This window comes from Photobacterium rosenbergii (genome assembly GCF_003026455.1).
GTDB lineage: Bacteria > Pseudomonadota > Gammaproteobacteria > Enterobacterales > Vibrionaceae > Photobacterium > Photobacterium rosenbergii.
The window spans coordinates 16,023-29,151 of sequence record NZ_PYMB01000009.1; the positions used below are offsets into that span (position 1 = coordinate 16,023).

A 13,129-nucleotide genomic window follows, 5' to 3' on the forward strand; every position below is an offset into this window, starting at 1 on the left:
ACTTAACTACCGCGGGCAATATCATCCAGTGCATTCATCACTTGTTCGTTGATATGGCCTTCGAACACCAGCTTGCAGACTTTGCGCCTTACAGCCAGCCCCGATATCAGCCGTTCTATCGATAGGTGGCCTTCGTCATGTTGGCTGTTGTACAACTCGATAGTTTTGCTCAATGTTTCGTATGGGACTACCTCTCCGCTTACCTTAAGCCAGTCAAGCTTCTCCAACAAGCCGTGACACTCTTCGCTGATCGAGGCAACAGAATGTCCACTCATCGCTGATAACGCCGTTATACTGCGTTGCAGGGCCTCTGAGGAGGTATATTTAGACAGGGTAATCGTCAACTCATCAGCATTGATCTCTACCAGGTGCTTACGCAGCTTCACTCGGCGCCCCAAACGGCCCTTCGGGCGACTTTCTTTACGTTGGATAGGCTCAAATTCGCCGTCAATGATCTCGGAAAGCTGATCAAGCTCCTGCTTAGGCAAAATTTCATTACGCAGCGGGTTCGGCATGGTCGGTGCCATGGTCCGCTTGCCCTCGTTGGTGGTTTTTGCCCGTGAGAAACGGATCACTTCATCGACATCACAGCGGATATCAATTTGGTAATCGCAGTAGCGCTTACCTTCCTCATGCGGCGTAATGGTTAAGTGGTAACCCCAAAGGTTAACCGCAAACACGTGATCGGTGATCTTATCATCCGCCAGCTTGCGAAGTTCACGGATCAAGTCTGATGAAAAGCGACGCCACTCGATGTTACGTGCCAATTTCTGGTTTAGTTCGCTGAGCATCATCGAGTCATTGAGACGACGTGACATCCGGCTCCGGAAGAAGGAATACAACTGGAAGACCAGGGTATGCTGACGCAAGATTTCTGGCGGGAACAGGAAGAAATAATCCCGAGTCAGTAGCTCGTCGAAGAACGAAGGTTCCCATACCAAGATATAAAGATTCGGTTTGATCCGGATCTCACCGTCATCCCCTTCCTTCGGAGCTTCCTCAGAAGCCGTGATAGTACGGGCAAGGAAACGGAACCGGTCACTCTTGAAGCCTTCCGGCATATTCTCGCTCATCCAGCGACCAGTCAATTCGTGTAGCTGGAAATCTGTAAATTCAATTCGATCAATACTTTCACGAATTGAATCGCGAGCAGGACCACTGTCTTTCTTACCACGCAAGGCCAGAATATCAGTGATGTATACCGGGGTTTTATTACCCATATTGCGCGACTGGATTTCATAGTCCGCAATGTGATGATCATGGTATTGGACCGTCAGTGTGAACAAGGCAAATAATGTCATCAGATCATCGACAGTCATGATCGACTTTGAAGATCGTGTTTCAATGATCGCCTTGGTACCGCTGATTGCCACCATTGATTTCTGGTAGCTTTTCTTGGTCCGAGGTGGGGCTAGAGCCTGGTCAATGATCCCTGCCCAGCTGGTGGGGGAGATCACAATTTGATCCGCTTCGTCAGGCATGGTTGGGGGCGTACCCAAACCATGCTCGCTCAGCAATTGCCGATTAACATGGTTTTGAGCCAAAGCTTTCGAGCGCTTTTGTTTTTCTTTCGCCTTGGATTGTTCTGAATTCAGGCTGCCAGTACCAAGCTGAGAGATCAGCATCGCTGGGTTGATGAAATGATGCAACATGGTTTTACCCGCCAGGCCCTCTTCGAACCTAACAGGTTGTTGTTTAAACAAGCCAATATTGACCGCAGCCCGCAAGCGCTGCTGGATCGCTGCCCGGGTCAGCTGGCCTTCTGTGGCTTCCACTAATTCTGTTGTTGAAACCATTCCGTCATGGCTCGACAGGCCACGCAATGAAATTAAATTCAACAACTCAATGATACTTTTGGTGACACCTTTGAAGTGTTGGTACTGCGGAAGCCAGTCGATCAAATTCGCCGGGATCGAAAACAAATGACCGTCTTTGTGGGATCGTGGAGCGGGGATCAATATCTTGTCAGTATTCTTATTGTTAGCTGAAAGCGCGGAGTTCATTTGTCATTAGCCGTAGATGCATCATTTTTCCGTAAAAGATTAATAGAAATAAAACAAGAAAGAAAGCTCTTTTATTGGCTTTTTTTAAACTGATCTTTTTGATTATTTTGATCTTATTGATTAAGTGATCTTATGATCTGGCTGACTAATTGCTCGTAACCTCATGAAATATAAAACAATAAAAAATCACCCGATCGAAAGCATGATCATAAGGATTCTGGAAAAATGATCAACGCTTTCCTGAAACGATGATCAAACAAGGGTTGGAAATATGATCATCATCAAACTGTAAGCATGATCATCATCGATTTGAAAGCATGATCATGGTGTTCACACAGGTTATCCACAGCCGATTCTTTATCTCTGGGTATAAAAACAAGGTTTAGCGGTTCCAAGCGCGGTTTGGACTGGCAATTCGGGCTTTTTGAAGCCGGAAAAATGATCATGGTTGTGTCTTTCGAGCGGCTTTCAACTCTATCAAGCGATATTAGTTTGTATTGGAGGCGCTATTTTGACCAAAGTTGATTTGACACTTTCCGTATTCTACTTAGCTTTTAACATGTGTCCGGCGTGGAAAGATGATCAAGATTTTGGTTATGCATTTCAATTTTGAACTAAAGTGCCGATTTACAGGCGATTTGGTTCTCGACTCAGTGGATATTTATGCGCTAAACCCTTATCAGACCTACACTCACCGTAAATTGTCCGTGATTTTCCATGCTTTCGGGGCCTTGTTCAGAGTCACCGATTTACACCCCCATCCACTTGATCATTTTTCCGATCCTTCTGTCTCGTTGTCAGCAACATTATATTGATATCTTTTTCCTTGATCATGCTTCGTGATCTGGCATGTCAGCAAGGAACGATGATCAAGAGTATGCGGATTGGTTTTAAGTAAGATCATGAGATTGAGCAATTTCATGCTGATCGTTTTGTGTCTCGATAAGGTGGATTATATGATCATGATGAAATTGAGTGATTTCATCCTCTTTTGGGTCGGTTTCCCAAGTTAACCGTCATCATCGGGTTTTGGTATGAAATGTAATCAAACTGGCACCCTCCGTAAAATAGCCATTAATTATCACGCTTCCGGTAAATATCTCCCAAAAGTGGATTTACATTGTAAAATAGTGACGCTGTAACACTTTTATTTTGTCAGGTATTTCAAGTTAATCACCCTCGATTTAAGATAAAAATTTAATGGGAAACGTCGGTTTTTTGCTCTTGTTAAAGCTTTATGCTGAGATAAATATCACATGGTGTTGTTCAGCTTTTTATTGTTTTGGTGTTTTTTTGCTGTACAATAAAACAAAATGTTTCAAGGTGAATAAAGACAATGAACAGGGAACAAACCATAGACAATTTGCTCAATATCGCCGAGCAGACGAAGCAGGTCCAGGCGGACCGTATTGAGATTGTATTGGAAGAGCGCCGTGAAGAAGCGTTTCCCCCAATGTCGAAGGCATTGATGGAAAGTCGTTCTGGCCTCACCCGTCGTAAACTTGATGATGCGATTTCTCGCATGGAAGCCAATGGCCATCAATTTACCAAAAATAATGCCAACCACTATTCCATTAGCCTGGAAGAAGCCCATCAGTTGATGGAAGCGACCAAAAAGCCTGCTTTTTACGAACGTGAAGGTGCTGGCCGTAAACCATGGATTGTTAATGTCCAGAACCAGAAAGGTGGTACGGGCAAGTCAATGACAGCTGTTCACCTTGCTGCGTGTTTGGCGCTTGATTTGGATAAGCGATACCGTATCTGCTTGATTGACTTGGATCCTCAGGGGTCATTGCGTCTATTCCTTAACCCGCAGATCAGTGTCGGTGATCAGGAAACTATCTATTCTGCAGTCGATGTGATGTTGGAAAATGTGCCGGAGGGGCAGGATATTGACAAAGAATTCCTGATGGGGAATGTTGTCATGCCTACCCAGTACCCTAACTTGAAAACCATTGCAGCGTTCCCTGAAGATGCCATGTTTAATGCTGATGCATGGCAGGATCTTGCAGAAAACCAAGACTTGAATATCGTTCGTTTGCTCAAAGAAAAAGTGATCGACCCGATTGCTGACGAGTTCGATATCATCATGATTGATACCGGCCCGCACATTGATCCATTGGTTTGGAACGCTATGTATGCCTCTAATGCCTTGATCATTCCATGTGCAGCCAAGCGTCTTGACTGGGCCTCAACGGTTAACTTTTTCCAGCATTTACCGACAGTTTATGAGATGTTCCCCGAAGATTGGCATGGTTTGGAGTTTATCCGCCTGATGCCAACTATGTTTGAGGATGACAACAAAAAGCAGGTATCGGTACTGACCGAAATGAATTACCTGCTTCGAGATCAAGTCATGATGGCAACGGTACCGCGTAGCCGTGCTTTCGAGACTTGTGCCGATACCTACAGCACTGTGTTCGACCTAACGGCAGCCGAATTTGAAGGGGGTAAGAAGACCCTTTCGACAGCGCAAGAAGCGATCCAACGTGTTGGCCTTGAGTTAGAGCGTGTAATGCACTCTCACTGGGCTAACCTGAACCGGGAGTAATTAACGGATGGCGATTAAAACCAAAGATCTGAATGCGCGCTTGTTCGGCAAAGCGGACAAGCGGCGAGCAACTACGCCAACGGAAGCCCAGACCGCCGCCCGCGACAAGGCGTCGGTGATTGAGCTGGCAGTTGCTGGCGAGGAAACCGTTGCGTTTGAATTGGTTAAAATCCAGGCCAATCAGGTCGCTGAAAAAACACGTGTTTTTGCTGAAAATGCCCGTGAGCAGGCCTTCCTGAACGAACATGCACTGGCTGATATTCTTAATACGCTCAAAGATCGCGGTCAACAATACCCTGCAGTGGGCCGTTGGCTTGATGATGGCCGGATTGAAGTCCTTGACGGTAGCCGCCGTCGCATGTCGTGTATCCTGGCCGAGAAAGATTTCCTTATCTATGTCGGTAAAGGGATTAACAGCGAACATGCTAAGTTCTTGTCAGATGTAGCAAATGCACATAAACCTTTATCGCTTTTTGAGCGCGGGAAGGAAATGCAGGCGTTGCTTGATGCTGGCAAAGTCGCTGATCAAAAAGAATTGGCAAAATATTGCCAGTGCAGCGAAGCCTTAGTCAGTGGTGCGTTGAAAGCGGCTTCATTGCCAATGGAGCTTTTGATGGCTTACCCAAGTGTCGGTGAACTTGGTCGTCCGACTATCGTCAAATTGCACCGTTTATTCTTCGGCCTTAGCACGGATCAGCAAAAGTTGTTTGTCAGCGAGATCTCATCCGGTGATGAGGCGATGTGGAAAAGTATTGATGCCTCAGGCATTACTCGTATTACCCGCGAAGTGACCGGCAAACTTGAGCAGATCGGTGAAACGCTGCAGCCTAAAGTCGAAGTAGAGAAGCCGAAGCCTCAAGATTTGATCAAAGGGAAAATCAGCTACCTGCGTGACGGCGATAAACTTCAACTTAAATTGAAGAAGCTGACTGAACGCCAGGCTGATGAAATCCTTTCTTACCTGGCTGATTACCTGAAGTAATGGCCGTAGCCTTCAATCGTGCAGGTTAGCACCAAGTCAGTTGATAATTTCACTGTAAACCACGCTTAAGGGCGTGGTTTTTTTTCGCACCGCTATCGGCATATTGGTATTATCAAATTGTTGTTTGCCATTGAGTCATAGCATGTCCCAACTTTCTCTTTTTTGCCGTACGCTTGCCGAGCGTGCGGCCCAGCAAAATATCCGACACCTTGTAGTCGCCAAGGGCGGTAAAGCGTGGTCGGAAAAAGTGGTTGAAGCCTTCAGCCAGCACTACGCTGATAAACTTTTCTGTGGTGAGCCATTGATTGATGGCTCCGAAAGTATTCCCTTCAAAAAAGCCAAGTTGTGGTTGGGCAGAGAATGCCAGATGCTCACAATCAACGGCCATCACGGTATTGATGCACAAGCTTTAGGTGCCTTGTCTGGTACCGTAGTCGGTGGTGGGGTTCTATTACTCTTATTGCCAGATGAATGGTTTGAGCAAACAGACTCTCACTTCTGTCAGCGTCTTAATCATCTTTTGCAGCACAATAGCGTTGTTTGGTTGGAGGCCAAGCAACCTTTACCCCCATTACCGGATGCCGATTGTGTGCTGGCAGCAATGGTCAGTGAAACAGAATCAGCGCCATTAGAAGATGTTCCTTTACCTTTTGGCGCGTTGACGGCTTGTCAGGTTGGTGCGGTGGAGGCCATCCGTAAAGTTGTTACTGGGCACCGTAAACGACCATTAGTGTTAACCGCAGATCGCGGGCGAGGAAAATCAGCAGCCCTTGGTTTGGCTGCTGCCAGTTTATTAGCCGAACGCGATATCCACATTGTTGTTACGGCACCTTCCTACCTTGCTAGCCAAACCGTTTTCCAGCATGTTGCCGAGCAGTTTGGTTTAGTTTTTTCGCAGCAAAAACGACTTGAGGTTGGTCAAGGGTGTATCGAATTTATCGCACCGGACGCATTATTGACTGAGCTTCCATCTGCTGATGTCGTGTTTGTCGATGAAGCTGCAGCTATCCCGTCACCGGTACTTCAATCTTTGTTGGCAGCTTTTAATCGTTTGGTTTTTTCAAGCACGGTTCATGGTTACGAAGGGACTGGTCGCGGTTTTGCGGTTAAGTTTCGTCAGCAACTGGACAGTGTCATGCCGCAGTGGCGTGGCGTTGAGATGAAGCAAGCCATCCGCTGGGCTGATAATGATCCGTTGGAAAAATGGATTTTCAATGCGCTGTTGTTGGATGCGGAGATTGAAACCACCGGACTTGATCCAGCTACTGCAAGTTATGAATATCTAGATAAAGCTCAGCTACTAAGTTCACCGGTTTTATTGTCTTCACTCTTTGGCTTGCTGGTCAATGCCCATTACCAGACTTCGCCTGCGGACTTAGTGAACTTGCTCGATGATGATGCCCTGCACATTTGGTTGTGCCGCAATGGCGAACACGTACTTGGCTGTTGTTTAATTGTTGATGAAGGTGGTTTTAGTAAAGAGCTTGCGCAGCAAGTGTTGCTTGGTAAACGTAGGCCTCGTGGCCACCTGCTTGCCCAATCACTTGCAGCTCATCTCGGTATTGTTGAAGGGGCCATTCAACGTTCAGGCCGGATCCTTCGTATTGCTGTCCATCCAGATTTTCAACAGCAAGGAATTGGTCAACAGCTATTGGCCTCTGTTCGTGGGTGGGCATCATCCCGTTATGATTTTATCGGTACCAGTTTTGGTTATGTGCCAGAGCTTTTGCTTTTTTGGCAGCGTGCCGGCTACCAACCTGTTCGCCTTGGATTACAGAAAGATGCTGCAAGCGGTTATCCTTCACTGTTGTGTGTACTACCTATTAGTGATGGTAGTCAGCTGTGGTTTCCTCAAGCCAGGATATTATTTGCTGCAGGGTTAATGGTGAATGCCTGCGAAGCGTTCAAAGAGATGCCAACTGAAGAGCTTCTGCCCCTTTTGCTTGATTCTGCTTCTCTTCATCCCATTCCCACATCACTGCCTCATGAATGGGTTGAACAGCAGCTGTATTTATTTGGCGTCGGCGGGTTGGGTTATGAATTAGTGCTACCCGTTTTGCAGCAGTATGTTTGGCAACGATTAGCAAGCTCTACGAATCTATCTCAGCTTTCATCATTTAACTTAGTCGTTGCTAAGGTCATCCAACGTAAATCTTGGGGCGATATAGTTAGCCAATTCAACTTCACCGGCCGTAAGCAAGCCGAGCAAGCACTGCGTGATCTTGTCAGTGCTGATATCCATAATCATTCTTTAGCAAGGAGCGAGTAATGAAATTTGTTGTCGATACCCATAGCCACACTGTTTCAAGTGGGCATGCTTATAGCACGGTATTGGAAAATGCTGCGGCTGCCGCAGAGAAAGGCCTGCAACTTTTATGTGTGACTGACCATGCTTCTTCAATGCCCGGCGCTCCTCATTTTTGGCACTTTGCCAATCAGAAGGTGTTACCTCGTTTTCTCCATGGCGTGGGGATCTTACGTGGTGTCGAAGCAAATATCATGAACACAGATGGTGAGATTGATATCTTGCCTAAAGTTGAAGAAAAGTTGGATTGGATTTTAGCTAGTTTTCACGAACCCGTTTTTACGCCGTCATCACGTGAATTACATACACAAGCCTTGCTCAATGTAATTCGCTCCGGCCGTGTCGATGCTCTGGGACATTTAGGGAATCCCAATTTTGATTTTGATTTCGAACAGGTGCTTGCAGCAGCGGCCGATGCCAATGTTTTGATCGAGATAAATAACTCTTCTCTGTCTGGGTCCCGGGTAGGTAGCCAACCTCGATGTGAGCGTATCGCCGAGATAGGTAAAGAAGTTGGCGTGAAATTTACCACTGGTTCTGATGCACACTTCGCTTATGATGTGGGTAAGTTTGATTCTGCGTTAGCGCTGTTTGAGAAAACCAAGGTTGATGAGTCGAGTATTGTCACGACAAGTGCTTCACGATTCTTGGATTTCTTGCATCAACGAGGACGTGAACCAATTAGTGAATTTCAGCCATTAAGATAAGCTGATTTACACTGTAAATTTCAGTATTGGTTATTTCACGAAAGGCAGCGTTGGCTGCCTTTTTTTATTGTTGGAATTTACACTGTAAATCCTACCTAAGAGTCTAATGTGATCCAAATTTGAATTAGTTTGTCTTGTTGACTACGGTTATATAATCCCCGCAATATTTGTGGCTTGTTAGGGAAGCAACTTTCCTAACTGTTTGCTCGTAGTGGCAGTCTCAAAATAATAATAAGGAGAGAGCATGAGTTTAGTTAAAGATTTATCCCCTGCGCTAAAAGAATTGTTTCATCCCTCCCTTTATAACGATGCCTGCGTTGAAAAATGCTTTTCTGTTGGACGAGGAGGGATCGCTGGTCGGCTATATGGGCACTTACTGAGCAGCGGCGAAACCATTGATAGCCATGACGCAGGAATCAAGGTGACGGCTAACCGCCTTAGCCGACAGTGTATCTATATTGAATCTTCCGCAGTATTACCGCTTACCGCTTGTTACCAGCTTTATCTACAGCCGGTAGGTATGCTGGAGGGATTCCTGCGCAAAGATGCTATCTCGGTAAACAAGAAGCACCCCTCGCACCATAGTTATATTTTTGTCACTGATAGCTGGCTCAGCGAACAACAGATTAAAGCAATTGCTCTAGTCTGATCTGCCATCAATTACTTGCAATAACCAATATGCAATCTATTGTTTATGATAAGGCTATAGATGTTTTTCAGATAAAATTGTGACTTAACAAATACTTGGTAACGGTTTCGTTACTGTACTATTGAGGAGCTACATTACGTTCAGTGTTCGCTAATAGCAGTTAAAAGGAGTTGATATGGCAGAACTTTTTCTGCGTATCTCTGATGATGGACAATCAGTGTTATTCGCGGCGACCCCCAGCCAAGAATCGGTTCCGACGAGGGAATTGTTACTCGAACAGCTTCATCGCCTTGGGGCTGGGGCATTTTATCTCTACGAAAAAGCTATAGATTCAGCACTAGCGACAACGTCCCCTGACCATCAACTCGATGTTGATAGTGCACCAATGGACCCTATCGTTATCGCTGAAAGGCGCGATGCAAGCTTAGTGGTTAAGGCAGACCCCGATTTTATGCGCGCCTCTATCACCGTTATTGCACCTTTTGGCGGTAACCCTCTTATGGGGGCTGATATTCTTGAAGCCCTCAAGCAAAACCGCATTGTGAAAGGCATCCGTAAAACCCAGCTTCATCAGTTGCTTGAGCAAACACAACAGCTGGCACCTGGTGAAAAGCTTACCCTTCCCATTGCCTTTGGCCGCTTGCCTGAACATGGACGCGACGCGCGTTTTGAACCCTTAGTTGAAGACGCCAGTCACCGTATACTCAAGCCTAAACTTGGCGATGATGGCAAGGTGGATATGCTTGATTTAGGTGAGCTCGTTACGGTTAAAGTCGGCCAACCCTTGCTGAAACGTATTCCAGCTACAGAAGGTGTGCCAGGTTTTACTGTCCAGGGTAAAGTTTTGCCGTCCAAGCCTGGTAAAGACAGTGAATTTCAACCGGGTGAAGGCACGATGATAAGTGACCAAGACCCTAACCTTCTATTGGCTGAGCAGTCAGGAATTCCAGTCCGTAAAGGCCGGGGAATGCAGGTTGATGAAGCATTGACCTTGAAAGGGGTAAATGTTGCTACTGGACACATTCATTTCGATGGCAGCATACTCATTACCGGTGATGTAACACCGGGAATGCGTGTTTCTGCCACTGGTAATATCACGGTAGCTGGATTTGTTGAATTGGCTGAGCTGAAAGCCGGTGGTGATATCTCTATTATCAAAGGGATAATAGGACGCAAACAACATGACGCCAAGCTAGCGTGTAAGGTTGAAGCCAAAGGCAATGTAACCAGTAAATTTGCCCAATTCGCTGAAATTTCTTGTGGCCAGAACGCACAGTTCACGCTTCATGTTATGCACTGTGTGATCCGGGCCGAAGGTGAAGTTGTTGTGATGGATCAGTTCAAGCGCCAGGGGACGCTGAGTGGGGGAATCACTGAAGCGGGATACAGTATCCGTACCGTAAACCTCGGCGCCCTCGCGGGTATCCCAACCGTGGTTAATGCGTTTACCAAGTTTGAATACCTCCAGCAGCAAGTGCAGGACAAGCATCGAGATTACCAAATAGAACTTCAGAATGTCGAAAAGATAAGGCAGGCACAGCTTAAGTTACTCAAACTGCCTGAACATAAGCGTCCAGTGGAATTAAGCGAGCGTATCCAGCATGCAGCTGAACAGCACAAATCACAAATAACGTACTTGGAAGCGGATTATCAGCAACTCCGTGATGAGTATGAAGAGCTGCGAACTCGGGTCACGATTACTGCTTTTAATCGTTTATATTCAGGTGTACAGAGTCAGCTTGAAAAAGAAAAACTAGTAATAGATCAAGACCACGGCCCTTCCAAACTTCATATTTCAGAGCAGACATTCCAGTGTTCCCCACTTTAGTGGGTTGCGCTGATTTACAGTGTAAATTTGATTTACACTGTAAATCACCTTCCAGCGTTCATCTCCCCCAACCGTCTCCTTAACCAAAATGCTAATGGCTTGCTGTAAGGGAACGTTTAGCTGCTTGTTTATCCCTTTGTTTCTGTTCTGTATAAAAGCCTTGGAAACCACTCACAAATAAGTCTGATAACCTATCGAGCTGCGTTTCTGTTTCTACCCGGGTGGCAATCGTCATGATATTGAGGCTATGTGCGCTACGACAGATAGATGAGAGCAACTGCTTTTTTAGCTCATCATTTAATTGGTGGGTATATGAAAAATCGACTTTTGCATAGTCTGGTCGAAACTCCTCTAAATAAGCTAACGACTTGAAGTAGCGACCATAGCCATCTACGCCATAGTGAAATTTGTAAAAGCGAATGGCAGAGCATAACAAGCTACAGGCATCCGGTGTTTGGATGAAACAGGATTCAGGGATGTCGAAATGCAACCGTTCAGCGAGGTGTTGATTGCGAGACAGGGCTTGCTCAAGCCAACGGTTGAATGATGGATCAGTGATACTGTTGGAGGTGAGGTTGATTGCAAAGGGGCCTCGGCTAGGGTCTGCATTCAATTTATTGATGTGCTGGGCTATGACATGTTTATCCAAAAGTACACCGGCTCCGACATCTTCGATAGCGCCTAAGAATTGGTTCGCTTGGTAACTGGATTGCTTCGCTTTCAGCGACGAGAAAACCTCGAGGTGGTATTGCTGATGATGTTCGTTGAGTACGGGTTGGTATTTGTAATCCATCGTATCGTGTTCAATGGCTTCTAGCAGTAACGACTTCCATTGTTGTTTGCCGAAGCTGGGGACTTGGTGCGGGTTTGCTGCTAACAATATAGGCTCTGCTGGGTTACGGGTTGCCTGGGCCAGAATGTTGTCAAGTTGGCCAAGGACACTGCTTGCTTTGGTGGGTTGTTCGATAGCCAACAGGCCGATAAAGACGCTGTCGGATATATCACCACGATAGTCTTTCTCTAGCTGTTGATGAACATTGCGCATGCTCTCGGCAATATACTTGAGTTTTTCTGTGGGAATATTTGGTAGTAAAACTGCGAACTCGTCATAAGATAATCGGGCAAGATAAACATTTACATGGACAATATTGCTGTTGAACTCGTCAGCGAGTTGACGGGTAAAGCTATCACCTTTTTCAAAATCATGTTGTTGGTAGACTTCATCGAGCAAGGTTGTTTTAAGCAAAATGAGGCCAGCTTGCTGCGGGTTATCAAGCCATGCATTAAGCTGGTTGATGAAATAGTGCCGGTTGCCCAATCCCGACACTTTGTCTTGGTAAGCTTGTGCTTTTAGTTTGTTCGCTTCGACTGCTTGCTGCCGGAATATATCAGCCAGTTGCGTCTTGAAATGTTTTTGCATGGTTAACCACGCCTTGGCTTCGATACTGCTTGGCTCAATATTGGGAACAGGTCCTTTGAGTGATACAGGTTGCTGGGCTAACTGGGTTAGGGGGAAAAGCTTTCTCCTGAGAGCAAAAAAGAGGGCAACTATGCAAGTCAAATACAGGGCAATGGCTAGCAAGATGCCGGGTAATAATTGTTGCAGGAAGCCATTGCTGATTGTTTCGATAGGCATTGAAACGGTATAGCGTATAGCTTGTTTACTCCCTTCGAGTAGTGTTTGCTGAAGCGACAGTGAAGGCCAGATAGCCTTCATGATGTGCGGGGACAGTGATAACAATGTGTTTGCTTTCGGGCTGACGTGTGCAGCAGTAGTGAAGCGTTCATTTGTTGTCAAGACATGCAACTGTATATCGAACGAAGGTGATATAAGTTGAAGTTGCGCCAATATTGCTTGGTAGTCTGGCACCGTTGCGTAATCTCGACTTGGCTCGAGGACGGCTTGATCAGCTGGCATCAACTGGTGTTCAAGGAAAGTGGCAGTCGATTGTAGCTTAAGCTCTGATTGGTCGAGCAAGGTCGCCCTAATGCCGTTAGCATGGAGCGCAATTGAGCATACCAATAGCACGGTTAGGCAACTGGCAATCCAAGTATAGGTATAGCGGAATAAATTCATAATGTATCTCAGCAAGCTTGAAGATAA

At 46.0% G+C, this 13,129-nt stretch carries 8 protein-coding genes; 6 read left to right on the forward strand and 2 right to left on the reverse strand.

The features are described from left to right. Nucleotides 1–2: 2 nt before the first annotated feature. Nucleotides 3–2,003, reverse strand: a complete 2,001-nt coding sequence (locus tag C9J01_RS17425; protein WP_107299415.1) for a replication initiator protein RctB domain-containing protein — start codon at nt 2,001–2,003, stop codon at nt 3–5. Nucleotides 2,004–3,339: 1,336 nt separating this feature from the next. Here C9J01_RS17425 and C9J01_RS17430 point away from each other — a divergent pair. The 6 genes from C9J01_RS17430 to C9J01_RS17455 all read left to right on the forward strand — a co-directional run bounded on the left by C9J01_RS17430 (nt 3,340) and on the right by C9J01_RS17455 (nt 11,025). Continuing rightward, entirely contained in the window at nt 3,340–4,554 is a 1,215-nt protein-coding gene (locus C9J01_RS17430; RefSeq protein WP_107299416.1) for an AAA family ATPase, read from the forward strand. Nucleotides 4,555–4,561: 7 nt separating this feature from the next. Continuing rightward, entirely contained in the window at nt 4,562–5,536 is a 975-nt protein-coding gene (locus C9J01_RS17435) for a ParB/RepB/Spo0J family partition protein (RefSeq protein ID WP_107299417.1), read from the forward strand. A gap of 142 nt (nt 5,537–5,678) precedes the next feature. After that, nucleotides 5,679–7,805: a tRNA(Met) cytidine acetyltransferase TmcA gene (locus tag C9J01_RS17440; RefSeq protein ID WP_107299418.1), complete on the forward strand. Its 2,127-nt coding sequence runs from the start codon at nt 5,679–5,681 to the stop codon at nt 7,803–7,805. After that, nucleotides 7,805–8,548 (forward strand): phosphatase, encoded by a 744-nt coding sequence (locus tag C9J01_RS17445; RefSeq protein WP_107299419.1) that lies wholly within the window; start codon nt 7,805–7,807, stop codon nt 8,546–8,548. The genes C9J01_RS17440 and C9J01_RS17445 overlap by 1 nt, the downstream gene beginning before the upstream one ends. Before the next feature lie 244 nt (nt 8,549–8,792). Then, nucleotides 8,793–9,197 carry a PIN domain-containing protein gene (locus C9J01_RS17450; RefSeq protein ID WP_107299420.1) on the forward strand — a complete coding sequence of 135 codons (405 nt, stop codon included), beginning with the start codon at nt 8,793–8,795 and terminating at the stop codon, nt 9,195–9,197. A gap of 175 nt (nt 9,198–9,372) precedes the next feature. After that, a complete protein-coding gene (locus tag C9J01_RS17455; protein WP_107299421.1) occupies nt 9,373–11,025 on the forward strand; it encodes a DUF342 domain-containing protein in 1,653 nt (550 codons plus the stop codon). 91 nt (nt 11,026–11,116) lie between these two features. Here the strand turns inward: C9J01_RS17455 and C9J01_RS17460 are convergent, their stop codons facing one another. After that, on the reverse strand, nt 11,117–13,102 hold the full coding sequence (locus tag C9J01_RS17460) for an EAL domain-containing protein (protein WP_107299422.1): 1,986 nt from the start codon (nt 13,100–13,102) through the stop codon (nt 11,117–11,119). Nucleotides 13,103–13,129 lie beyond the last annotated feature (27 nt).

What these genes read in the sequence shown, in the direction of transcription:
- C9J01_RS17425 (WP_107299415.1), bottom strand. Translation starts at nt 2,003, where the DNA reads ATGAACTCCGCGCTTTCAGCTAACAATAAGAATACTGACAAGATATTG.
- C9J01_RS17430 (WP_107299416.1), top strand. Translation starts at nt 3,340, where the DNA reads ATGAACAGGGAACAAACCATAGACAATTTGCTCAATATCGCCGAGCAG.
- C9J01_RS17435 (WP_107299417.1), top strand. Translation starts at nt 4,562, where the DNA reads ATGGCGATTAAAACCAAAGATCTGAATGCGCGCTTGTTCGGCAAAGCG.
- C9J01_RS17440 (WP_107299418.1), top strand. Translation starts at nt 5,679, where the DNA reads ATGTCCCAACTTTCTCTTTTTTGCCGTACGCTTGCCGAGCGTGCGGCC.
- C9J01_RS17445 (WP_107299419.1), top strand. Translation starts at nt 7,805, where the DNA reads ATGAAATTTGTTGTCGATACCCATAGCCACACTGTTTCAAGTGGGCAT.
- C9J01_RS17450 (WP_107299420.1), top strand. Translation starts at nt 8,793, where the DNA reads ATGAGTTTAGTTAAAGATTTATCCCCTGCGCTAAAAGAATTGTTTCAT.
- C9J01_RS17455 (WP_107299421.1), top strand. Translation starts at nt 9,373, where the DNA reads ATGGCAGAACTTTTTCTGCGTATCTCTGATGATGGACAATCAGTGTTA.
- C9J01_RS17460 (WP_107299422.1), bottom strand. Translation starts at nt 13,102, where the DNA reads ATGAATTTATTCCGCTATACCTATACTTGGATTGCCAGTTGCCTAACC.